Raw genomic sequence first — 23,390 nt, 5'->3', positions numbered from 1 at the left:
GTATCAGAGCTAGCGCGCTGATAGGGGGCCGGAGCCCCCACCCCCGCCCCCTCCCCAGCGCGGAGGGGGCTCATCTCAATAATCCCTACTCACCTGCACCAGCACCGAATCGCGCCCGATGGTCGAGACCGTGCCGAGCAGTGCCAGCCAGCTGGTGATGCGGTATTCGATCTGGGTGGCGCTGTAGCCGCGCCCGTCGGTCACCAGTTCGACATAGATCTGCCGGGTGATGTTCTTGCCGATCGCGATCCCGGTCTGCCGCCCGGTCAGCGGGTCGGCGCTGACGATGCGCAACTGGTCGAGCCCGATCGAGCGCCGCAGACTCCCGATCGGGTCGAGCCCCCCGCCCCCGCCCTGCAGCGCTGCCAGTGCTGCCGCCAGTTGCACTGCATCGGTCGCCGACAGCGAGGTGACCGACCCGCCGAACAGCAGCCGCGCGAGGATCTCCTCCTCGGGGAGCGGGGGATCGCTCGAAAAGGCGATTGCGGGCGACTGGGCATTGCCGGTGATCGCGATGTCGACATTGGTGCCGTTCTTGGCGGTCTCGGCAAGAATATCGAGCCGCGGGTTGATCGCCTCGCCCACGTCGAACAAAATCCGCCCGCGGGTGAGCTCGAAGCGGGTGCCGGCGAAGGTGTAATCGCCGCGCACCAGCCGCGCGGTGCCGCCGATGCGCGGGTCTGTGACCGTGCCGCGCAGCGCGATGTCGATGCCCCACTCGCTCTCCAGCCCCAGCCCCTCGACCGTGACGCGCCCCGGGGCCGAGGCGTTGACGAGATAGCGCCACACCGCATCGCGGCCCGAGGCCTGCGCCCGCGTGCGCCCGTCCTCGTCATTGATCTCGCGGGTGGCGATGCGCGGCAGGGCGCGATCCTCGGCGGCGTTGCCCAGCGCCCAGCGCGCGCGGTCGACGCTCACGCGTCCGGCAATCGTGCCGCCTACCCCGTTCGAGACGATCCGCAAGGGGCCGGTGATGGTCGCCTCGAGCCCGTTGGCATCGAGCAGCCGGGCATTCCTCACCGCCGCGCGCAGATCGAGCGTCGGCCCGCGTGTGCGGCTCATCTGCGCGAGGTCGACCGTGCCGCTGCCGCTGACAGTGCCGCCGCCGCCGGTCTGCCCGGCGAAGCTCGCCAGTTCGAGCCGCGATCCGGCAAAGCGGCCGCGCGCCCGGACGCCGGTGATGCGGGTGCCGGTGAGCGCGCTCTGCACGGTCAGGTCATCGCTCGCGACATTGCCGGTGATGCGCGGGTCGGCGAGCGTGCCGGTCGCCCGCGCATCGATCCGCACCGGGCCGGCAAGGTCGAAGGCCTCGACCGCGGCGAGCCGCCACAGGGTCTCGGCCGCCCCGTCGAACAGGAGCCGCGCGCCGAGCCGTCCGCGCATCACGCGGTCGGCCAGCGCGCCGTCGGGGGCAAGGCCGAGCACCGCGAGCGAGACATCGCCGCGCCGCTCCTCGCCCTCGAACAGGCGCGCGGCGGCGGTCAGGCGATCGGCCCGCAGGTCGACCACGGCGAGCACGTTGACGGGCTTGGACGAGAGCACCAGCCCCGCCCGGCTGAAGCGCTCGATCCGCCCACGCGCACGCGCCGTCGGCGGTTCGCGGCCCTCCTGGCGGTAGTCGATGATCCCGGTCAGCCGCCCGCCAAGACCCAAGTCCGCACCCGCCAGATCGAGCAGCCTGAGCGGCATCTTGGAAAGCTGGAGATTGAGCACGGTCGCGTCGCCGCCGAAGCTTCCCTCGGCGATCGCGAAACCGCCGCCGAAGCCGATCTGGGTCGGCGCGAGGCTCCAGCCCCCGCCCTCCTGCGCGGTCAGCACCGCCCGCCGCGGCATGGTGATCTGGGCATTGCCATATTGCCCGCGCGCCGCCGCCGCGATCCGGTTCGGAGCGACATTGGCGTCGAAATTGAGCGCGAAGCGGTCGGCGCGCCGCCCCGAAACCGTGCCCGTGACCTTGCCGCGCCCGTCGGCGATCGCGGCCTTGGCGGTGAGATTGGCGAGGTAGAGCCCGCCAATTTCGAAGCCGCCTGCGGTGATGTCGGCATCGACGGTGGCGCTGCCGTCGGCATAGCGGCCGGTCGCGTCGATGTCGGCGCGGGCGATGGAGATCGGGGTCGCGCCGCCGAAGCTTGCATTGCGCACCGCGAGATCGACCGCGAAGCCGATCGTATCGCCGGGCTGCGGGCGGAAGGCGAACGTGCCGTTCACCCCGCCGCCCGCCAGCCTGAGGTCGCCCGAGACGCCTTCGTCCAACAGCACGACCTCGCCCGTCACATTGGTGCGGTAGACCTCGAGCCGGTTGATCGCGATCCGCGTGGGCGCGTTCTCGGGCAGGAACAGCTCGAGCGCGCCGTCGAATTCGCCCAGCAGCGACTGGCCCGCGACGCCGAGCGCGAAGCCCTCCTCGCTGGGCGCGAGCGCGATGCGCACGTCCTTGAGGCCCGCGGCGGGGTAAGGATCGGCGAGCACCAGCACCGCGCGCGGGCCATCGCTCGCGATCTCGGCGTCGAAGCGGAACGGGCCATATTGCGCCTGCCGCCCCTGCCCCGCGAGCACGGTGCGCGTCACCCCGCCCCCGGTCACGACCTTGCTGTCGAGCGTGGCGGTGAGGCGAGGCGCGGTGATCGTGGTGTTGCGGAAGACAATTGGCTGGCCCGCCCCCATGCCGAGCTCGCCCTTGAAGCGCACCTGCGGCCCTGCGAGGTTGACGATGGTGGCGTTGCCGATCCGGCTCAGCACACCCGCCAGATTGGCGCGCAGGCTCCACGGCACGGCGGGGCCGAACTTGGCGAGGATCTTGGCGTTCGCGGTCACCTCGCCCGCGCCCTCGACCCTCAGGCGCTGCGCGGTCACCGGCCCGGCGATGGCATAAGCCCCCGCAGGGATGTCGCCTGCCAGCGAGAGCTGCGCCTCGAGCCCCGGGAAGGAGATGTCGGTGCGCTCGGCCGCGAGCACGCCGCGCGCGAAGTCGTAGGTGAGGAGGCCGCTCGCGCGTCCCCGCACCAGACGCGGATCGGCCTGGGCGATGCCGGTCGTCACGCGTTCGGCGGTGAGGGCGAGCGGCAGGCTCAGCACCGATCCCTCGAGCCGGGCACTGCCCTCCTGCGCAAGCCCGGTCGCCGTCACGCCCGAAGCGGCGAGGCGGCGCACCGCGATCTCGTGCTTGATGCCGAGATCGTCGAACGCCCCCGTCAGGCTGGCGACCGCCGTGCCGCCCTCGATCCTGAGGCTTGGCCCGAACAGCCCGGGATCGCGCAGCGCGAGCCGCACCCGCGCGCCGTCGACCACCTTGTCGGCCAGATCGGCCCCGCCGGTGACCCGCGCATCGAGAGCGTCGGAAACCGCCGCCGCGCGGCCCTCGATCACGCTGTCGGCGAGGGTGAAGCTGGCGGCGAGCGCGGTGGCCTCCCCCAGCGCGCGGCCGGTGAGGGTCTCGGCCCCGAGCCCGGCGCGCAGCTCGCCCAGCACGCCATAGCGGCCCGCGTCATTGGTGATGAGGAAGGCTGCGACCGGCTCCTCGGCAGCGCCGCCGATCGCGCGCGCCACCGCCGCGCCGCGCCAGCGCGTCCACGTGCCGTCGCCGACGATCCGCGCCGCATAGCCCTGCTCGAGTTTCGCCAGCCCCACCAGCACGCCGCCGGCCGGGGCAAGGGCATCGCCCGAAAGCTCGAACCTGTCGCCATCGGGCTCGGCATCGAGCAGCAGCGCAAAGCGATCGCGCGCGCCCAGCCGGCCGCTCGCATCCACCAGCGCGCGGCCCTCGCGGATGTCGATCTTGGCGGTGAGGTTCGCCCGCTCGTCGCGCGGCGTGGCGAGGCCCTTGGCGATGGTCAGGTCCTCGACCACCAGCTTGTCCACCCGGATGTCGAAATCGGGGAGCAGCGGCGCATCGGGATCGCCGGGGAGCAGCTCGGGCAGCCGCGTCAGCCGCCCGCGGCGCGCGGTGACCTCGCGGATGTCGAGCCCGCTCCACAGCCAGTTCAGCGGCCGCCAGTCGAGCCGCACTTCGGGAATGGTGAGGAAGGCGCCCTTGGGGTCGCTCACCGTGACCTGACGCAGCACCGCCTGCCCGTAGATGTCGCCCTCGATCCGCCCGACCGTGAAGCGCAGGCCCGAAGCGGGGGCGGCCGCCGCGATCTGGTCGGCGATGAAGCGCTTCCCGATCGGCGTGGCCAGGAACAGCGCGACGAGCAGGAAGGGCGCGAGCAGCAGGCCCAGCGCCCAGCCGGTGCGCTTGCCCCAGCGGCGGCCCCGCGAGGCCCTGCGCGGCGGCGTCGCTGCCCCGGTCTCCGCTCCGGTCTCCACCCCGTCCGCCATCAGAACGCCTGCCCCAGGCTGACATAGACCACCACCGGGCTGTCGAATTCGGTCGGGTTGAGCGGGGCGGCGACATCGACGCGGATCGGGCCGAAGGTGGTCTTGTAACGGATGCCGATGCCGGCGCCCCAGCGGATGTCCCCGAAGGTCGGGGTCGAGCCGCGGCTGACCGAGCCCGCATCGATAAAGGGCACGACCTCGATCGCGCCGCCGAACAGCGGGGTCGGGATGCGCGCCTCGGCCGAGAATTCGACCAGCGAGGCCCCGCCGGTGGGATTGCCGAGCGTGTCGCGCGGGCCGACGCCCTGGAAGCCGTAGCCGCGCACCGAGGCACCGCCTCCGCCGTAGAGCCGCCGCGAAGGCGCGATCACGTCGATACCCGCGCCCTGGATCGTCGCCGCGCGCACGCGGCCCGCCAGCACCAGATCGCCAAGCGACTGGTAGTAGCTCGCATCGCCCTGCGCGCGCAGATAGAAGCTCTCCGCCCCGCCCTGGTGCGAGACCTCGGGGGCGAGGAACAGGGTCGCGCGCCAGCCCTCGCTCGGGTCGAGCAGGTCGTCGCTTTCGTCGAGGGTGATGCTGCCGAACAGCCCGCCGATCAGATAGGCCTGACGCGGCACCTCGAAGCCGGGCGCGGTGCGGATATTGCGGTTGCGCTCATCGGTGTAGATCACCTCGCCGCCGATCTGCCAGCTGACCTCCTTCTGGAACAGGATGTTCGAGATCTTCTCGAAGGTCGCGCGCACCCCGCCCCCGCGCGAATCGACCGCCTGGGTGGTGATGTCGCTGGCGAAGAGATCGACCGTGAGCACCTGGTCGCGGCCGAGGAAATTGTTGCGGCGCACGCCGATGCTGCCGAGCACCTCGCGCGTGCCGACTATGCCGCGCAGCCGCAAGGCGCCCTCGGGCGGGAAGAGGTTGCGGTGCTCCCAGCGGCCCTCGAGCTTGAAGCCGTCCTCGGTGCCGTAGCCGATCGCGCCCGCTATGGTGCGAAGCGGCGCGCGCTCCATTGCGACATCGAGCGCAACCTCGCCCGGCTGGTCGGGCGTGGGTGCGCGGGTCTCGCGCGGGATGACCGTGACGCTCGAGACGAGGCCGGTGGCGAGGATCGCGCGGCGCAGATCGGTCTCGAAGCTCTGCTGGAAGGTGTCGCCCGCATCGAAACGGGCAATTCGCGCCAGGTGCTTGCCCGAAAGGAAGCGCGGATCGTTGCTGACCACTTCGCCGAACACATACTTGCCGCCCGGGCGCGCGGCGAGGGTGAGATCGCCCTCCTCGCGCGCGTGATCGATCAGCAGCTGCGGCTCGTCGACCTTGGCGAAGGGATAGCCGCTTTCGCCCAGAGCGACGCGCAGTTCCAGCTCGCGCTCGACGATGCGGTCGGCATAGAGCGGGTCGCCGGTCTTGATGCCGAAGGCCTCGATCAAGCGGCTGGCGTCGGGCTCGGGCAGTGCGGGGATCTCGCCGAGGTCGATCCGCCCGAAGCGGTAGCGGGGGCCCGGCAGGATGTCGAAGCGCACGCTCGGCTCGCGCGATGCGGCTTCGGCCTCTTCCTCGCCAGCCGCCTCGCCCGCGCGCCGCCCGCCCGAAAGCTGGCGCACCACCTCGCCGTCGTAATAGCCGTAGGTGCGCAGGATATCGCCAAGCAGTTCCTCGTCGGCGCGCGCGCGGGCGGCGACCTGCGGGGTGGCCTCCTCGCCATCGTCGAGTTCGCGCAAGGTGGAGAGGTCGCGGAAGCGGCCCACGAATTCGTCCTTCTCGGGGAAGGCTTCCGGGTCGGCGGGGAGCGCGAGCACCAGCGTGGAGCTGACCCGCGTCTCGGCCAGTTCGGGCGCGGCGGCGAGCGTCGGGGCGGCGATGGTGGCGAGCGCCTCGAGCTCGGGATCGGGCGGGAGCGGCTGGGGTTCGGGGATCGCGAGATCGGCGAGCGCGGCCTCGCCTTCAGGCAGGGAGGCGCTGTCGGGTGTGCCCTCCAGCCCGGCGAAGGCGGCCTCGAAGGCGGGATCGGGCGCCGCGGCCAGCGGGTCGAGCGATTCGGCTACCGCCGCGGGGTTCGCGACGCCGCCCGCCGCCCAGCTCTCGGGATCGGCGAGCGCGGCTTCGGGGATCAGTTCATCGAGCGAATCGGGGACAGGCTCGGGCTCGGGCACAGGTGCGACAACGGGTGCGGGCGGCGAGGCAGCAGCGGGCGGAGCCGCCTCCTGTTCCTCGCCGGAATCCTGCGCCGACGGTTGCACGGCAAGCGAAGCCGCAGCCAGCGGCGCGCCGTTCAGCGCGAGCGCGCTGTGACCCAATCCTGCGGCAATGGCGAGACCGAGCGAGAGACGCGCGCGCGTCTCAGGTCGCGGGGAACTTGACAGGCTGGCCATCCTTGCCCCGCGCGCCGGCGAGGCGTTCTTCCTGCGGCCGGCGCGGCGCTGTCGCTGCGGCGATCAGGCGATGCTGCTCGCCCTCGTCGATCAGCTGCCAGCCTTCGCGCGTCAGGCGCTCGAGCGGGCGATAGCGAACCTTGTACTGCATGCGCGGCGAGCCTTCGACCCAGTAACCCAAATAGACGTAGGGCAATGCCTCGGCTGCGGCGCGGCGGATATGATCGAGGATAATAAAGTTGCCGAGCCCCGCGCGTTCGGGGTGATCGGGCTCGTAGAAGGAGTAGATCATCGACAAACCGTCGCCCTGCCGGTCGGTCAGGCAGGCACCCACCAGCCGCCCCGGCTTCCCGTTGGGGCCAGGCTCGCGATATTCGGTGACGACGCTGGAGACGGGGGTGTGCTCGATCATGTCGGCATAATCGAGCTCGTCCATCGCCGACATGCCGCCATCGGGATGGCGCTGGCCGAGATAGCGCGCGAGCAGCTCGAACTGCTCGTCGGTCGCCCAGGGGCGGCATTCGGTGACGATGAGATCGCTGTTGCGCTTCAAGTCGCGCTTCTGGGTCGAGGACGGCTTGAACTTGCCTGCCACCACCCGCACCGAAACGCAGGCCTGACAATCGAGGCAGGAGGGGCGATAGGCGACCGTCTGGCTGCGGCGGAAACCGATGCGCCCGAGCGCCTCGTTGAGCTGGTCGGCATGCGGCCCCTTCAGCTCGGTGAACACCTTGCGCTCGCTCTTGCCCGGCAGATAGGGGCACGGCGCGGGGCTCGTCACGAAGAAGCGGGGGAAGCGGATCGGTGCCGTCACGGGTGGGGCCTGTCCTTCGTGCGATGAATCGCGAGTGGGAAAGTGTTAAGAAAATCTTATGCCCACACCTTCGCTCCGGTAAAAGTCCCTTAACCATGAAAATGTCGCGAAAACGACTTGGGAGTGCGGGCGGCAGCGGCAAAGCGTGCCCGCAATGGAGCAAACCGGGACACAAGCCCCGGCGCATCTGCTTCAATTGTCAGAGAAATCAGCCGAGTTCGACCAGCTGCACCGAATAGCCGTTGGCGCGCAGGCCCTCGACCAGCCGTTCGACCTGCTCGGCATCGCGCGCCTCGCATTCGATATCGGTGATAAGGCCCTTGGCCGGCAGCGTGGTGAAGATGCGCTGGTGATAGATCTCGATGATGTTGACGTTGTGCTCGTCGAACAGGCGCATCACCCGGAACAGCGCGCCGGGGCGGTCCTGCAGCGTGATCCTGAGGCGCGCAAGCCGCCCCTGCCGGGCGAGATCGCGCAGCAGCACGTTGGCGAGCAGGCGCGTGTCGATATTGCCGCCGCACAGCGCAAGGCCGATGGTCTTGCCGGCAAAGCGCGCCGGATTGCGCAGCACCGCGGCGAGCCCCGCCGCACCCGCGCCTTCAACCACGGTCTTCTCGATCTGGAGCAGCAGCGCCACGGCCTTCTCGAGCGCGGGCTCGTCGACCAGCAGGATGTCGTCGACCCGCTCGGCGATCACCTTGGCGGTGAAATCGCCCGGCACCTTGACCGCGATGCCCTCCGCGAGGGTATCCCCGCCGCAGGGCAGGTTCGCGCCCTTGATGCGGTCGAACATGCTCGGGAACAGGCCCGCCTGCACGCCGACCACCTCGATCTTCGGATTGATCGCCTTGGCGACCGTCGCCATCCCCGAGATCAGCCCGCCCCCGCCGATGGGCGTGACGATGCAATCGAGATCGGGCTTCACGGCCAGCATCTCGAGCGCCACCGTGCCCGCGCCCGCCGCGACATGCGGATCGTCGAAAGGATGGACGAAGGTGAGACCGAGCTCGCCTTCGAGCTTGCGCGCATGGGCATAGGCCTCGTCGAAGGTCTCGCCTTCGAGCACCACCTTGCCGCCGACGCTTTCGGTCTGCATCACCTTCACCGTCGGCGTGGTGCGCGGCATGACGATGGTGACCGGCACACCGAGGCGGGTGCCGTGATAGCTCAGCCCCTGGCTGTGGTTGCCCGCCGATGCCGCGATCACGCCGCGGCTGCGCTGTTCCTCGGTCAGCAGCAGCAGCGCGTTGAGCGCCCCGCGCTCCTTGTAGGCGGCGGTGAACTGGAGGTTCTCGAATTTCAGCCAGATATCCGCGCCGGTGATCTCCGACAGCGTGATCGAGTGCATCATCGGGGTTTCGACCACCGCGCCCGCGATCCGCGCGGCGGCGGCGCGGACGTCGTCGAGGGTGAGGTCGGCGGGCGACGCGGCGGCGCCCTTGGGGTGCGATGCGGAGGCTTGCTGCAACATGATGCCGCCGCAGTTAGAGCTTCAGGGGCGCGAGGGCAATCGGCAGGCTTACGGATTCGTACGCGCGCACCAAGGCATTGGCGTGCATTGGCAAGCGCGCGGCAAAGCGATAGCACACGCCGCCGATACCTCTGCTCAAGGACCGCCATGCTCCGTTCCGCTTCCGCCGCCATCTCCGCCCTCGCTCTCGTCCTCGCCGCGCCCGCATGGGCCGACACGCTGGTCGACAATGTCGACGGGGTAACGATCGACGCCGAGGGCAAGGTCAGGCGCTTCTCGGGGCTGGTGTTCGACGAGGACGGGACGATCACCGCCGTGCTCGATCGCTCCGACAAGCGCCCGCAGACCGATTACCTCGTCGATGGCGGCGGCAAGGTGATGCTGCCGGGGATGATCGATGCGCATGTCCATGTGATGGGGATCGGCTTCGGCGCGCTGACATTGGACCTGTCGGACACGAATTCGCTCGAGGAGGCGCTCGCGAAGATCAAGGCCTTCGCCGCGGAAAACGAGGGCCGCCCGTGGATCCTCGGGCGCGGCTGGAATCAGGAGAAGTGGGGCCTCGGGCGCTTCCCGACCGCGGCCGAGCTCGATGCCGTGGTGGCCGACCGGCCGGTGTGGCTCGAACGGGTCGACGGCCACGCCGCCTGGGGCAACACGCTGGCAATCCAGACCGCAGGCGTCACCGCCAAGACCGCCGATCCGGCGGGCGGCAAGATCATTCGCGACGCCAAGGGCAATCCGGCCGGCGTCTTCGTCGACAACGCGGCGCTGCTGGTGCAGAAGGAAGTGCCCGCCCCGCGCCCCGAGGACCGCGACCTCGCGCTCGTCAAGGCGCAGGAGGTGCTGCTCGGCTACGGCGTCACCGCGGTCGCCGACATGGGCACGAGCCTCGCCGACTGGCACACCTTCCGCCGTGCGGGCGACACCGGACGGCTGATGATGCGCATCATGGCCTATGCCGACAGTATCGACACGCTCGAGACCGTCGCCGGGCCCGAGCCGACCGGGTGGCTGTATGACGACCGGCTGCGGATGGGCGGGATCAAGCTCTATCTGGATGGCGCGCTGGGCTCGCGCGGGGCGGTGCTGAAGGCGCCCTATCACGACGATCCCGGGGCGAAGGGCCTGCCGCTGCTCAGCCCCTCGCAGCTGAGGAACCTGATGAGCCGCGCGGCGATGGACAACTTCCAGACCGCAGTCCATGCCATTGGCGACGCCGCCAATGCCGAGGTGCTGGGCGCGATCGAGGAGCTTTCGGAAAGCTACAAGGGCGACCGGCGCTGGCGGATCGAACATGCGCAGATCGTCGATCCCGCAGACATCGCGCGGCTCGGCCAGCACGGGGTGATCGCCTCGATGCAGCCGCTGCACCAGACCTCCGACCGGTTGATGGCCGAGGCGCGGCTGGGGCCCGATCGGTTGGCGGGGGCCTATCCGTGGCGGAGCGTGCTCAAGGCCGGAGGGCGCCTTGCTTTCGGTTCGGATGCGCCGGTCGAGCCCGCCGACCCCTGGGCCGGAATGGCCGCCGCGATCAGCCGCACCGATGCCAAGGGCGAGCCCTTCGGCGGCTGGTTCCCGCAAGAGGCGGTAAGCCGCGAGCAGGCGCTCGCCGGGTTCACCGCCGACGCTGCCTTTGCGGGCTTCGCCGAGGGGCGCTTCGGCCGCCTCGTCCCGGGCGAACGCGCCGATTTCCTGTTCGTCGACCGCGACCCGCTGTTCGCCTCGCCGGAGGCGCTGCGCGGGACGAAGGTGCTTCAGGTGTGGATCGGCGGGGTGAAGGTGCGGGAGGCGGAGTAACTACTCCGCCGCCGCACGCTCGGCGTTTTCCTCAGCCTCGCGTGCGGCCTTGCCGGCAGCAACGGCCTTCTCCTGCAGGCGCATCAGCACCAGCGAGACCTCGAACAGCAGCCACAAGGGGATCGCCAGCACCAGCTGCGAGCCCGGGTCGGGCGGGGTCACGACGGCGGCGATGATGAAGATGCCGACGATCACGTAGCGCCGGGCGGCGACCATCTGTTCGCGACTGACGACGCCTGCGCGATGCAGCAGCAGCAGCAGCACCGGCAGCAGGAAGGTCAGCCCGAAGGCGAGGATGAACTGCATCACGAGGCTGAGGTAGTCCCCCGCGCTCGGCAGCGCCTGCACGTCGAGCCCCCCGGTCACCCCGCCGAAGCCGAGGAAGAAGGTGAAGGCGACCGGCATGACCACGAAATAGGCGAGCGATGCGCCCGCGCCGAACAGCACCGGCGTGGCGAAGAGGAAGGGCAGGAAGGCCTTCTTCTCGCGCGCATAAAGCCCCGGGGCGACGAAGGCCCACAGCTGGTTGGCAATCACCGGGAAGCTGACCATGAAGCCGGCGAACAGCGCGACCTTGAGCTCCACGAAGAACACTTCCGGAAGCTTGGTGAAGATCAGCTGGCCCTGTCCTTCCGGGAAGGCGTCCTTCAGCGGCTGCACCAGGATGCCGAGGATCTCGTCGGCGAAATAGAGGCAGACCGCAAAGCCCACCCCCAACGCCAGCAGGGCGCGGATGATCCGGGTGCGCAGCTCGATCAGATGGTCGAGCAGCGGGGCGCGGGTCTCGTCGAGGTCCTTGACCTCAAACATCCTCGTCTCCCGTGTGCGGCCGCGCGGGCAGCATTGGCGGGCGCGGCGTGTCGGGCTCGGGATCGAGCGCCGGGCCGCCGACGGTGACGGTCGCGATCGGCGCGGCCGGCTTGTCGAACAGCGAGGGCTGCGGCGCAGGAGGCGGCGGAGGGGTCGGAGCCTCGTCCGCAGGCCCATCCGTGACCGGCGCGGCGACAGGCGGCGCCGTCTCGACCGCCGGTGTCTCGACCGCCGGTGTCTCGACCGGCGGCTTTTCCAGCGGAGGCGGCCCGGTCATCACCGGCGCGCCTGCTTCGGCTGCGGTCAGCGCGGCGGAGCGGCGCATGATTTCCTCGTTCTGCGCCTTCCACTTCTTCTCCATGTCCTCGAGCTCGGCCTCGCGCACCATGGCGTCGATGCCGGAACGGAAATGGGCCGAGACGCGCCGCACCTTGCCGATCCAGCGGCCGGCAGTGCGCATCGCGAGCGGCAGATCCTTGGGCCCGATCACCACCACCGCGACGATCAGGATGACCAGCAGCTCTCCGGCGCCGACATCGAACATGGAATGGGCGCCTCGGCTGCCGTCAGGAGGTCAGGGACGCTGGCTCAGGCGCCGGTGCCGTCGGTCTTCTCGGCCGGGGCGGCGGCCGGGGTCTCGGCCGGGGCGGCGGCCGCGGGCGGCTCGATCCGGGCGGCCTTGGCCGCGGTCTCCTCGGTCTCGTTGAGGCCCTTCTTGAAGCTCGAGATGCCCTTGCCGAAATCGCCCATCATCTCCGAGATGCGGCCGCGTCCGAACAGGACCAGCACGATCAGCAGAACGATGATCCAGTGCCACAGCGAACCAATACCCATTGTCTCAACTCCTTAAATGCGGCGGGGCGTGGGGGATGCCGCAAGGCCGGGGCCAGGCCCCGGCGCTCGTTACCCGCCCATTTAGGACCGTTCTGCGGCAATTGCGAGTCAGTCCGCCAGATTCTCGTCGTCCTCGGGCTCGGCGGTGTCGGGGTCATCGTCGGGTTCAAAACGCCCGAGGCGGTCCAGTTCGGCCTCCATCGCCGCGTCGACCGGATCGAGCAGGCCGGCGGCGCGCAGCTCATCGATGCCGGGCAGGTCGCGGCGGCTGGAGAGGCCGAAGTGGTCGAGGAAGTCGGGAGTGGTGGCGTAGATCACCGGGCGCCCCGGCACCTCGCGGCGGCCGGCGGGCTTCACCCACCCCGCCTCCATCAGCACGTCCAATGTGCCCGCGCTGGTCTGCACACCCCGGATCGACTCGATCTCGGCGCGGCTGACCGGCTCGTGATAGGCGATGATCGCGAGCACCTCGGTCGCGGCGCGGCTGAGGCGGCGGACCTGCTCCTTCTCGCGGCGCAGCAAATGGGCGAGATCGGGCGCGGTCTCGAAATGCCAGCGCCCGCCGCGCTCGACGAGGTGGATGCCGCGATTGCGGTAGCGCGCCTCGAGCAGCCCGAGCGCCTCGCGCACGTCGCCGCTCGCAAGACCGCCGAGATGCGCGGCGAGCGCCTCCACGCCCATCGGGGTCTCGGCGGCGAACAGCGTGGCCTCGACCGCGCGTTCGAGGGTGCCCGGTTCGTCGCTCATGCGGCGGCATCCTTGAGGCGGCGGATGCGCAAGGGGGCGAAGGCGCCGTCCTGTTCGATCTCGGCCCGCCCGCGCTTGGTGAGTTCGAGCGCAGCGACGAAGCTCGAGGCCAGCGCCGAACGCTTCAGGGCCGGCGAGGCGTGGGGCGGGAGGAAGTCGCGGATGTCCATCCACTCGAGCGTCACCCCGAGCATCGCCGACACCCGCTCAAGCGCCGAATCGAGCGTCATCACCGGGCGGTTGGCGACGTGATAGATGCGCGGAGCGGTGCGCGCCTTGACCTGCCCGTAGGCCTGGATGAGGCTGAACAGGTCGGAGCGCCACACGGTCTTGCGGTCGGTGCGCAGGCCCTCGGGGCACCCTCGCAGAAACACGTCGCGCCCGATCCGGTCACGCCCCATCAGCCGCCCGGCGGCCTCGCGCATCGCGCCGAGACGTTGCAGGCGGATCTGGAGGCGCAGCGCGAGCTCCTCCGGCGAGGGGTCCTCCTGCTCGGCCTTGGGCAGCAGCATCGCCGATTTGAGGTAGGCGAGCCAGGCCGCCATCACGAGGTAATCGGCCGCCAGCTCCAGCTTCAGCGCGCCCGCCCGCTCGATGTAATTCAGATACTGGTCGACCAGCGCGAGGATCGAGATCTGGCGCAGATCGACCTTCTGCCGCCGCGCGAGATCGAGCAGCAGGTCGAGCGGGCCTTCCCAGCCGTCGAGCTCGAGATAGAGCGCGTCCGTCTCTGGCCGTCCGGCATCGGGGGCGAGCATGAAGGGCGGCTCGGGCGCGTTCATGCGGTGAGCGCCAGCAGGGCGTCGCGCTTGGCGAGGAGTTCGGCGGCCTCTGGCGCGAGGCTTTCGGCCACCCGCGTGCCCGCCAGCGCCCGGTCGAGCCGCGCCGAGGTCGCCGCCGACATGGCGGGGAGCACCGCGCAGATGCCCTCCATGTCGGCCATCTTGGCCCAGCAGTTGAGGATGATGTCGCAGCCTGCCGCATGGGCGCGGGCCGCGCGTTCGGGGATCGAACCGCCCAATGCCTCCATGTCGATGTCGTCGGTGAGCAGCAGGCCATCGAAGCCGATCGCCCCGCGGATCACCTCGCGGATCACGGTTTCGGAGAGCGTCGCGGGGTTCTCGGCGTCCCAGGCGGTGAAGACGAGGTGGCCGGTCATGCCGACAGCCGCGTGGTTCAAGGTGCGGAACGGGGCGATGTCGTCTTCCAGTTCGTCGGCCGACGCGGTGACCGTCGGGAGCGCCTTGTGGGTGTCGACATCGGTGCGCCCGTGGCCGGGCATGTGCTTGATGCAGCCCGCAACCCCTCCCGCCGCGAGGCCTTCGAGGGTCGCCCTCCCGAGCGCCGCCACCTGCATCGGGTCGCTCCCCAAGGCACGGTCGCCGATCACGTCGTGGGCGCCGGGCAGGCGCAGATCGAGCGGGGGATGGTAATCGACCGTGATGCCCATATACGACAGCTCGAGCGCCATCGCCGTGGCATTGGCGCGGGCCGCCTCGATCGCGCTGGCGGGGGCGATTTCGTAAAGTTTTGCAAAGGCTTGCGCTGTCGGATAGCCCGCCCAATGCGGCGGGCGCAGCCGCGCGACACGGCCGCCTTCCTGATCGATCGAGACCAGCAGGCGGTCGCGCCCGTGGATGCTCCTGAGGTCATCGGTCAGCGCACGCAGCTGCTCCGGGTCGATGATGTTGCGGCCGAACAGGATGTAGCCCGCAGGGTCGCAGTCGCGGAAGAAGGCGCGCTCGTCCGCAGTCAGCTGCGGGCCCGAAATGCCGAAGATCGCCGGAGTCATAAGACCCTCAGGGTCGCATTGTGGCCGGGGTCTCGCAAGGGTCCGGCAGTGTCAATAACGGGGAAAACGCCGCGCAATGCCCCGTCATCGCCCCTGCAATAACCCGGCAATGACCCGCCAACGGCCTCGCGACCAGACGACGCGATCACTTGACCTGGCAATCGACCCCGTCGGCCTTCAATGCGCGGCACAGGCTGTCGGCCTCGGCGCGGGTGCCGACCACGGCCTGCAGGCGGTAGACGGTGCCGATGTCGACCTTGCCCTCGACCACGCGGTACTTGATGCCCTTCAGCGCTTCGGTGCGGCGCTGGGCGTCGCTCCAGCCCTGCTCGGCGCGGGCGCGGGTGCCGTAGGCGGCGAGCTGGACGCCGACGCCGCCGGTCGCGGGGGCCTGCCCGGCGGCGGGCGCGGCGACGGGCACGGGCTTGGTCGGCGCGGCAGTCGGCTGGGCGGCAGGCTGGCCCGCCATCGGCTTGCCCGGCGTTCCGCCCGGAAGCGGCGGCAGCGGGGTCTCGGCGACCACGCCCGGGCGCGATCCGCCCTCGCCCACCACGGGCGCGACATTGCCGGTGCCGTCGAAGGTCTTGCCCCCCGGATCGTCGGGCCGCGTCTTGATCGGCCCCTCGGGCGCGGCGATCACGCTGCCATCGGCGACCACCTCGCTGCTGCCAACGCGGTTGGTGACATACCACACCCCGGCCACCACCACGCCGAGCAGCGCGACGAGCCCTGCGGCGAACAGCATGATCTGGGCGGTGTCGAGCCCGCCTGCGTCCTCGTCCTCCTCGTCGGATTCGAGCCACGGCAGGCTGTCGGGCTCGCCGAGTCCGAGCTCGTCGGCGAGCGCGTCTTCGCCCTCGTTCAGCTCTTCGTATTCCGCATCGACCATCACGGATCCAGTGCCCCCCTAAGGCAGACCTACATGCTCTCGACCGCCTCGACGCCGAGCACGCCGAGACCATTGCGGATCACTTGCCCGATTGCCCCGGCAAGGAAAAGCCTTGCCGCGGTGAGCTGCGCGTCCTGTTCCACGATGAAGCGCTTTTCGGGGCGGTCATTACCGAGGTTCCAGTAGGAATGGAGGTCGGCGGCAAGGTCGTAAAGATAGAAAGCGATGCGGTGCGGTTCTCTCGCCCGCGCGGCCGCCTCGATCTCGCGCGGGAATTGTGCGGCGCGGGCGACCAGCGCCAGCTCCTCCGCCCCGAGCTTTTCGAGCGCGGCATCGGAGGGGGTGATCCCCAGGTCCACCGCCTTCCTCAGCGTCGAGCGGATGCGCGCGTGGGCGTATTGCACATAGAACACCGGATTGTCCTTCGAGGCCTCGACCACCTTGTCGAAGTCGAAATCCATCTGCGCGTCCGGCTTGCGGGTGAGCATGGTGAAGCGCACCACGTCCTTGCCGACCATGTCGACCACGTCGGCGAGCGTCACGAAATTGCCCGCCCGCTTGGACATCTTGAAGGGCTGGCCGCCCTTCATCAGCTGCACCATCTGGACGAGCTTGACCTCGAACGGCTTGGGCGCCGCGCCATCGGCGCTGGTCAGCGCGGCGACCGCGGCCTTGATCCGCTTGACGGTGCCCGCATGGTCCGCGCCCCAGATGTCGACCAGCGCGTCGGCGGCCTGCGCTTTCTGGAAGTGGTAGGCGAGGTCCGCGCCGAAATAGGTCCAGGCCCCGGACGACTTCTTGATCGGGCGATCCTGATCGTCCCCGAACTTCGTCGAACGGAACAGCGGCAGCGAGACCGGCTCCCAGTCTTCCGGCGGGGCCTTGCCCTTTGGGGCCTCGAGAACACCGTCATAGACGAGGTCGTGGTCGCGCAGCCATTGTTCGGCCGCATCGACCTTGCCCGAGGCCTGCAATTCGGCCTCGGAGGAGAAGAGGTCGTGCTGGATGCCGAGCGTGGCGAGATCCGCGCGGATCATGTCCATCATCGCCGCGACCGCGCGGGTGCGGAACAGGATGAGCCACTCGGCCTCGGGCGCGGCGGCATATTGGTCGCCGAACTCGGCGGCGAGCGCCTCGCCCACCGGCTTGAGGTATTCGCCCGGATAAAGCCCCTCGGGGATGGTGATCGCTTCCCCCAGCGCCTCGCGATAGCGCATGTGCACCGAGCGGGCGAGCACATCGACCTGCGCGCCCGCGTCGTTGACGTAGTATTCCTTGGTCACCCGGTGCCCGGCGAATTCGAGCAGCCCCGCAAGCGCATCGCCCACCACCGCGCCGCGGCAGTGGCCCATGTGCATGGGGCCGGTGGGGTTGGCCGAGACATACTCGATGTTGACGACCCGGCCGCCGCCCATCTGCGAGCGGCCGTAGTCACTGCCGAGAGCCGCGATTGCCCTCAATTCGTTCAGCCACGCTTCGCTTGGGAGCCTTAGGTTAATGAAACCGGGCCCGGCAATCTCGACATTCGATATTTCGCTAAGTGACGACAATATTGCCACATTCGCACTCGCCAATTCTCGCGGGTTCATCCCTGCGCTTTTGGCAAGCACCATCGCAGCATTAGTCGCAAGATCGCCATGCGCAGGATCACGCGGCGGTTCCAAAGTTACGTTGGCCAAGCTGATATCTTCGGGAAGGACTCCCTTTGCGACAAGGCTCTTCTGAACGTCTTCGATCAACGTTTGATAGATGAAGTAGAGCGTCTTGGTCATGGTTGTCTCGTGCGTAAGGCGCGGTTGTTCGCGCGTGCAAAGAAGGAAGCCAAGCCCCGGGTCAAGCCCGGGGTGACGACAATGAAAAAGTGCTTCGGCAAGCCAGCGTCTGGCGTTGGCCCGACGCCGAAGGCGTCGCTAGGCCGAACGGCCGCCCGCAGGTGCCCCGAAGCGAAGCGAAGGGAACAGCACCGAGGACGCGGGCGCGGAGGCGCCCGCGCAACCTACCTCGTCACGTTATACTTCAGCTGCGCCTCGGTCAGCTGGAAGCCGACCAGCATCTCGAAGCGGGTGCGCGCGATCGCGGCCTTGACCTCGGGATCGGCGAGCGGGTCGAGCGCCGCCTCTTCGTCGCCCGCGCGTCGTCGCTTGGTGATCTTCTGGCGGATGTCCTCGGGCAGCGCGGCATCGGCGCGGTTGACATAGCCACCTGCCTTGCCGGTTGCGGCCGCCCGCTCCTGCCCGTCGGCAAAGGCGAGCGTGACGGTGCCGATGCGCTTGGAAACCACCGCCGTGCCGCCGCGCACCACGGTGACGAAATAGGGCAGTTCGACCGTGCGCGCGCCGCGCGTGTCGCTGCGGCGGGCGTTCACGGTGAAGGTCGCCTCGGAATAGATCTTGTCCGCGGTGTCGTTGCAGGTGGCACGCAGATTGGTCATCGACGCGCTGACATCGAGGCTGGCGACGGTGGTGTCGGCCGGGTCGCGGAAGGTGGTGACATCGCCGGTGTAGTCGGGGATCCCGACCGACGGACACAGCGTCAGCACGCTGGCGATGCCGACGCCCTGATCGATCACCAGCTCGCCCTCGTTCGAGCAGGCGGGCAGCGCCGCCACGGCGGTCAGGGCAAGAAGGGCACGCACGCGAAGCTTCATCAAAGCCGTCCTCGAATTAAACGATCCCGAGCGCCCTAGCGAGGACGGGTGGAAAGCGCTAGAGGGGGCGACATGAACGCGCCCTTTCCCGCAGCTGAGGTTCCTGCATCGGAGCTGCCTCCCCTCAACCTCCTGATCGCCGCCCCGCGCGGGTTCTGTGCAGGGGTCGACCGCGCGATCGAGATCGTCGAGAAGGCGCTCGAACGCTACGGCGCGCCCGTCTATGTGCGGCACGAGATCGTCCACAACAAATACGTCGTGGAGCAATTGAAGGCCAAGGGCGCGATCTTCGTCAAGGAACTGGACGAGGTGCCCGATGACGCGCCGGTGGTGTTCAGCGCCCACGGGGTGCCCAAGGCGATCCCGGCCGAGGCGAGGCGCCGCCAGCTGCTCTATGTCGATGCCACCTGCCCGCTGGTGAGCAAGATCCACCGCCAGGCCGAGCGCCAGATCGAGAAGGGCCGCCACATCATCTTCATCGGCCACGAAGGCCATCCCGAGGTGATCGGCACGATGGGGCAGGTCGAGCCGGGTCAGATGACCCTCGTCGAGACGATCGAGGACGTCGACAAGCTGCCCTTCGATGCCGACGAGGAGCTGTCCTACCTCACCCAGACCACGCTGTCGGTCGATGACACGCGCGAGGTCATTCAGGCGCTGGAATGGCGCTATCCCAACATCCAGGGGCCGCGCGCCGAGGACATCTGCTATGCCACCTCGAACCGTCAGGCGGCGGTCAAGGAGCTGGCGCATGACTGCGACCTGGTGCTGGTGATCGGCGCGCCCAATTCCTCAAACTCGCTGCGGCTGGTCGAGGTGTCGGAGCGGCTCGGCACCCCCGCCAAGCTGATCCAGCGTGCCGGCGAGATCGATTTCGCATGGCTCGAGGGGGTCGAGACGCTGGGGCTGACCGCGGGGGCCTCGGCGCCCGAGATCCTGGTGCGCGAAGTGGTCGCCGCGCTCGGCCGGCACCGGACGATCCACGAGAAGGAAATCACCGCCACGGTCGAGAAGATGGTCTTCAAGCTGCCGCGCCAGCTGACCGAATAGGCCTGCCCCGGAGAGGCGCATGGCGGTCTACACCCACCTCGGCGCGGAGGACCTCGCGCGGCTGATCGGCGAATATGACGTGGGCGAGCTGGTCTCGGCCAAGGGAATTGCCGAGGGGGTTTCCAATTCCAACTGGCTGGTCGAGACCACGGGTGCGGGCGATTCCGGCACGCGCTTCATCCTCACGCTTTACGAGCGGCGGATCGAATATGCCGATCTGCCCTATTTTCTCGGGCTGCTCGATCATCTTGCGGGCAAGGGCTGTCCGGTGCCGCGCACCATGCATGATCGCAGCGGCGCATCGTGGCGGATGGTCGAAGGCAAGGCGGCGGCGCTGATCGAGTTCCTGCCCGGGGTCTCGCCCACCCGCCCGACGCCCGCGCAGGCGCGCGCGATCGGGGCGGTGCTGGCGAACCTCCACCTTGCCGCGCAGGATTTCCCCCACACCCGCGCCAATGCGATGGATTTCCCCGCGAGCGCGGCGATCCTCGAGGCTTGCGGGGCCGCGGCGCTGGCGACGATCGACCCTGCCCTGCCCGCGATGATCGATTCCGCGCGCGAGGCGGCGGCGCTCGATCTTGCCGACCTGCCGCAATCGCAGACGCACACCGACCTGTTCCCCGACAACGTGCTGATGCTGGGCGACCGGGTGACGGGCCTCATCGATTTCTACTTCGCCTGCACCGGGCCGATGGTGCTCGATCTGGCGGTGACCCACGCCGCATGGTGCTTCGATGCGGCGAACGCCTACCGCGCCGATTGCGGGGCGGCGCTGATCGAGGGCTATCAGTCGGTGCGCCGCCTCACGCCCGACGAGCGCGCGCTGTTCGCCGAGGTCGCCAAGGGCGCGTGCCTCAGGTTCGTCGCCTCCCGCGCCGAGGACTGGCTCGATACGCCAGACGATGCCCTCGTCACCCGCAAGGACCCGATGCAATTTGCCGCACGCTGGCGGTTTTACCACGAAAGCGGCGCAGGTCTGCTTGCAGGGTGAGGCCGCGCAGGCCAAAGCGGCCGCGATGAGACAGGTCGACATCTTCACCGACGGGGCGTGCAAGGGCAACCCCGGCCCCGGCGGCTGGGCCGCGATCCTGCGCAGCGGCGGCCACGAGAAGGAACTGGTCGGCGGCGAGCCGCAGACCACCAACAACCGCATGGAGATGACCGCCGTGCTGCGCGGCCTCACCGCCTTGAAGGAGCCCTGCGCGGTCACCGTCCACACCGACAGCCGCTATGTCATCGACGGGATGACCCAGTGGATCTTCGGCTGGCAGAAGCGCGGCTGGGTCAATGCGGCGAAGAAACCGGTCGCCAACGAGGACCTGTGGCGCGAGCTGATCGCGGCGGCACGCCCGCACAAGGTCTCATGGCAATGGGTCAAGGGCCATGCCGGCCACCCCGAGAACGAACGCGCCGATGCGCTCGCGAGCGAGGAAGCGATGCGGCAGGCGGAGCCGGGGTCGGCGTTCGGGCACTAGGCCGCTTCTCCCCTCCCCGTGGGGAGGGGCCGGGGGTGGGGGCTCTGTCCTTTCGGGCATAGAACCCCCATCCCAACCCTTCCCCCACGGGGAAGGGCTTAAGCAAATCAGCTGTTGTCTTCGACCTCGGCGTCGGGGCCGTTCTTCTTGATCGAATCGATCGCGTTCTGCGCGCTCGCCTTGCTCGAATAGCCCTGGGTCGAGAACATCACTTCCGAATTGTACTTGAAGCGCACCCGGAACTCGCCGGCGTTGTCCTTGTAGATCTCGAACTTGTGAGCCATCGGTCTTCCCTCCCGCATGTTTAATCCAGGTTAGGGAAATGCCAGAAGGGTGCAGGCTTGCCTAGGCCGATTGTAGCGCGGCGGCGAACCGGGCCGGGCTGTAGGCGGCCGCGTCGATCGCTGCTGTCATGGCATCGGCGGCCATATCCAGAAGCAGCTGCGCGCCCAATCGCGCCGCGGCCGGCGCGGTCTGGATGCCGAAGCCGCCCTGCCCTGCGAACCAGAAGAAGCCCTGGGCCTCGGGCGCGTAGCCGTAGACCGGCATGCGGTCGGGCGCGAAGCTCCTGAGACCCGCCCAGCGCCGTTCGACCGCCGCGATCCGCCAGTCGGTGACCTGCTGGAAGCGGTCGATGGCGATGGCGACATCGAGTTCCTCGGGCGCGGCGTCGCAGGGCTCGGAGGGGATCTCGTCATGTGGGCTCAGCCAGAGGCGGCCTGCATCGGGCTTGAAATAGAAGCCGCCATTGATGTCGAGCACCAGCGGCAGGTCGGCCGGCGCTTGCGGATCGACGCGCAGCACGGCGACGGTGCGGCGGAAGGGCGCGATGTCGACAGGCCGGACGCCTGCGAGGCGCGCGACCTCGTCCGCCCAGGCCCCGGCGGCGTTGACGATGGTCATCGCCCGCCATGTCTCCCCGCGCTCCGAGGTGATCGTCCAGGCCCCGCCCTCGCGCGCAAGCCCCGTGACCCTTCCGCGGGTGACGACCTCGGCGCAGTGCCGCCGCGCCATGGCCAGGTAATGCTGGTGCAGCCCCGCCACGTCGATATCGGCACAGGCTGGCTGATAGAGCGCCTCGCTCCATTCGGGGCGGATCTGCGGCACGATATCGCCGAGCGCCGCAGGCGCGAGGCGCTCGATCCGCACCCCCGTCCCCTGATAGCTCGCGCGGAAATCCGCCATCGCCGCACGGTCTTCGGCGCGCCCGATGTAGAGCGCGCCGCGCGGCGTCAGAAAGCCGTGCTCGGCGAGATAGGCGCCCGAGGCGCGGGTCAGCGGCACCACGCCGGGGCCGCCGTAGCATTCCTCCCAGAACGCCGCCGAGCGCCCGGTGGCGTGGTAGCCCGCCGCGTCCTCGGCCTCGAGCAGCAGCACGCGCGCATGGGGCGCAAGTTCGGCGGCAAGGCTCGCGCCCGCCATCCCGGCGCCGATCACGGCGATGTCGTGGATCATTGTTGCGGCGCCGTCCGGTCGAGGAAATCGGCGATCCGGGCCATGATCCCCGCGCGCACCGCGTCGGTCTCGCGCAGCACCTCGTGATGCGCTTCCTCGCCCAGAGCGAGCAATTCGCCGCGGGGCAGGCGCGCGGCGGCGCGGAGATTGGCGGGATGGCTGACCAGCTTGTCGATCGCGGTCGAGACGATCAGCACCGGCGCGGCGATCCCCTCGAGCGCGCCGGGGGCTTCAAGCTGGATCCACGAGGCATAGGCACGCTCGACCCAGCGCCAGCTGGCCGGGCCCATCACCAGTTCGGGCCGCGCCTCGCGCCACCACATCTCGTCGGCGTAGCGATCGGGATCGTGGGTGAGCAGGTTGACGCGCTTCGAGGGCGCCTCGCCCGGCTTCTCGCTCCACTTCCACGCCTGCCGCATCGGATCGCCCACCGCGCACATCGCCTGCGCGACGCGGTGGAGCATGGCGAGCGGCAGCGGCGGGCCGTTGACGCCGGTCATCGGCGCGCTCAGCACCACGGCGTCGGGGGCAAGGCGTTTCTCCGCCAGCGCCCGCAGCACGATATGCCCGCCCATCGAATGCGCGGCGAGCACGTGCGGCCCGGGCGTCTCGGCGGTCCAGCGCTCCCACAGCAGCGCCAGGTCGTCGATCCAGATGCCGAAATCCTCGATGTGCCCGGTGACATCGTCCTTGCCGAGCCGCCCGGATCCCGCCTGCCCGCGCCAGTCCGAGGCGGTCACCCGCCACCCGGCGCGGTGCCATTCCTCGAGCGTTTCGAGATATTTCTCGTAGAAATCCCCGCGCCCGGGGAGAAACAGGATCGATCCGCGCGGGGGCACGGCGGTGCCGGGCCAGTCGATGCGGCGGACGCGGTGACCGTCGGCAGCGGCCCAGCTGCTCTCGATGGCGGCGGCGGGAAT

20 protein-coding genes are annotated in these 23,390 nt (G+C 69.6%); 4 read left to right on the top strand and 16 right to left on the bottom strand.

Annotated features, from left to right (window positions below; translation table 11 throughout):
* Window positions 1-75 precede the first annotated feature (75 nt).
* From AX692_RS13995 to AX692_RS13980, 4 genes are all read right to left on the bottom strand, one after another.
* Window positions 76-4,317, bottom strand: coding sequence for a translocation/assembly module TamB domain-containing protein (locus AX692_RS13995; RefSeq protein ID WP_073976962.1), 4,242 nt, complete (start codon window positions 4,315-4,317; stop codon window positions 76-78).
* Window positions 4,317-6,611: an autotransporter assembly complex protein TamA gene (locus tag AX692_RS13990; RefSeq protein WP_073974459.1), complete on the bottom strand. Its 2,295-nt coding sequence runs from the start codon at window positions 6,609-6,611 to the stop codon at window positions 4,317-4,319. The genes AX692_RS13995 and AX692_RS13990 overlap by 1 nt, the downstream gene beginning before the upstream one ends.
* Window positions 6,612-6,654: 43 nt before the next feature.
* On the bottom strand, window positions 6,655-7,500 hold the full coding sequence (locus AX692_RS13985) for an arginyltransferase (RefSeq protein ID WP_073974458.1): 846 nt from the start codon (window positions 7,498-7,500) through the stop codon (window positions 6,655-6,657).
* A 208-nt stretch (window positions 7,501-7,708) separates the two neighbouring features.
* Entirely contained in the window at window positions 7,709-8,971 is a 1,263-nt protein-coding gene (locus AX692_RS13980) for a threonine ammonia-lyase (RefSeq protein ID WP_196490043.1), read from the bottom strand.
* A gap of 147 nt (window positions 8,972-9,118) precedes the next feature.
* Here AX692_RS13980 and AX692_RS13975 point away from each other — a divergent pair, with 147 nt between their 5' ends.
* Window positions 9,119-10,771 carry an amidohydrolase gene (locus AX692_RS13975; RefSeq protein ID WP_073974457.1) on the top strand — a complete coding sequence of 551 codons (1,653 nt, stop codon included), beginning with the start codon at window positions 9,119-9,121 and terminating at the stop codon, window positions 10,769-10,771.
* Here the strand turns inward: AX692_RS13975 and tatC are convergent, their stop codons facing one another.
* From tatC to AX692_RS13930, 9 genes are all read right to left on the bottom strand, one after another.
* Window positions 10,772-11,581, bottom strand: coding sequence for a twin-arginine translocase subunit TatC (gene tatC / locus AX692_RS13970; RefSeq protein WP_073974456.1), 810 nt, complete (start codon window positions 11,579-11,581; stop codon window positions 10,772-10,774). It lies immediately after the preceding gene.
* Window positions 11,574-12,125 (bottom strand): Sec-independent protein translocase protein TatB, encoded by a 552-nt coding sequence (tatB, locus tag AX692_RS20565; protein WP_230959667.1) that lies wholly within the window; start codon window positions 12,123-12,125, stop codon window positions 11,574-11,576. The genes tatC and tatB overlap by 8 nt, the downstream gene beginning before the upstream one ends.
* Before the next feature lie 44 nt (window positions 12,126-12,169).
* On the bottom strand, window positions 12,170-12,415 hold the full coding sequence (locus AX692_RS13960; RefSeq protein WP_073974455.1) for a twin-arginine translocase TatA/TatE family subunit: 246 nt from the start codon (window positions 12,413-12,415) through the stop codon (window positions 12,170-12,172).
* A gap of 108 nt (window positions 12,416-12,523) precedes the next feature.
* On the bottom strand, window positions 12,524-13,162 hold the full coding sequence (scpB, locus tag AX692_RS13955) for an SMC-Scp complex subunit ScpB (RefSeq protein ID WP_073974454.1): 639 nt from the start codon (window positions 13,160-13,162) through the stop codon (window positions 12,524-12,526).
* A complete protein-coding gene (locus AX692_RS13950; RefSeq protein ID WP_073974453.1) occupies window positions 13,159-13,944 on the bottom strand; it encodes a segregation and condensation protein A in 786 nt (261 codons plus the stop codon). Before AX692_RS13950 ends, scpB begins: the two co-directional genes overlap by 4 nt.
* Window positions 13,941-14,954, bottom strand: coding sequence for a beta-N-acetylhexosaminidase (gene nagZ, locus AX692_RS13945; RefSeq protein ID WP_073974452.1), 1,014 nt, complete (start codon window positions 14,952-14,954; stop codon window positions 13,941-13,943). The genes AX692_RS13950 and nagZ overlap by 4 nt, the downstream gene beginning before the upstream one ends.
* A gap of 145 nt (window positions 14,955-15,099) precedes the next feature.
* A complete protein-coding gene (locus AX692_RS13940) occupies window positions 15,100-15,843 on the bottom strand; it encodes an SPOR domain-containing protein (RefSeq protein ID WP_073976961.1) in 744 nt (247 codons plus the stop codon).
* A 29-nt stretch (window positions 15,844-15,872) separates the two neighbouring features.
* A complete protein-coding gene (argS, locus tag AX692_RS13935; protein WP_073973518.1) occupies window positions 15,873-17,615 on the bottom strand; it encodes an arginine--tRNA ligase in 1,743 nt (580 codons plus the stop codon).
* A 224-nt stretch (window positions 17,616-17,839) separates the two neighbouring features.
* The gene (locus tag AX692_RS13930) at window positions 17,840-18,490 is read right to left on the bottom strand and encodes a hypothetical protein (RefSeq protein ID WP_073973517.1); all 651 of its coding nucleotides are present in this window, start codon (window positions 18,488-18,490) and stop codon (window positions 17,840-17,842) included.
* Between the two features lie 72 nt (window positions 18,491-18,562).
* Here AX692_RS13930 and ispH point away from each other — a divergent pair, with 72 nt between their 5' ends.
* From ispH to rnhA, 3 genes are read left to right on the top strand one after another with little or no spacing between them, the layout of a single operon-like run.
* Window positions 18,563-19,540: a 4-hydroxy-3-methylbut-2-enyl diphosphate reductase gene (gene ispH / locus AX692_RS13925; RefSeq protein WP_073973516.1), complete on the top strand. Its 978-nt coding sequence runs from the start codon at window positions 18,563-18,565 to the stop codon at window positions 19,538-19,540.
* 19 nt (window positions 19,541-19,559) lie between these two features.
* Window positions 19,560-20,531, top strand: coding sequence for a homoserine kinase (locus AX692_RS13920; RefSeq protein WP_073976960.1), 972 nt, complete (start codon window positions 19,560-19,562; stop codon window positions 20,529-20,531).
* A 25-nt stretch (window positions 20,532-20,556) separates the two neighbouring features.
* On the top strand, window positions 20,557-21,015 hold the full coding sequence (gene rnhA, locus AX692_RS13915; protein WP_073975557.1) for a ribonuclease HI: 459 nt from the start codon (window positions 20,557-20,559) through the stop codon (window positions 21,013-21,015).
* Window positions 21,016-21,122: 107 nt separating this feature from the next.
* Here the strand turns inward: rnhA and AX692_RS19145 are convergent, their stop codons facing one another.
* From AX692_RS19145 to AX692_RS13905, 3 genes are all read right to left on the bottom strand, one after another.
* Window positions 21,123-21,299, bottom strand: a complete 177-nt coding sequence (locus AX692_RS19145; protein WP_081095341.1) for a YegP family protein — start codon at window positions 21,297-21,299, stop codon at window positions 21,123-21,125.
* A 61-nt stretch (window positions 21,300-21,360) separates the two neighbouring features.
* Window positions 21,361-22,470: an NAD(P)/FAD-dependent oxidoreductase gene (locus tag AX692_RS13910; RefSeq protein ID WP_073975558.1), complete on the bottom strand. Its 1,110-nt coding sequence runs from the start codon at window positions 22,468-22,470 to the stop codon at window positions 21,361-21,363.
* Window positions 22,467-23,390 (bottom strand): alpha/beta fold hydrolase (locus tag AX692_RS13905; protein WP_155646321.1); only part of this gene is annotated, 924 nt, incomplete at its 5' end. The genes AX692_RS13910 and AX692_RS13905, both read right to left, overlap by 4 nt.

The sequence above is a fragment of the Erythrobacter donghaensis genome (genome assembly GCF_001557325.1).
GTDB classification, from domain to species: Bacteria; Pseudomonadota; Alphaproteobacteria; order Sphingomonadales; family Sphingomonadaceae; genus Erythrobacter; species Erythrobacter donghaensis_B.
This window is presented reverse-complemented; position numbering and strand designations above follow the sequence as displayed.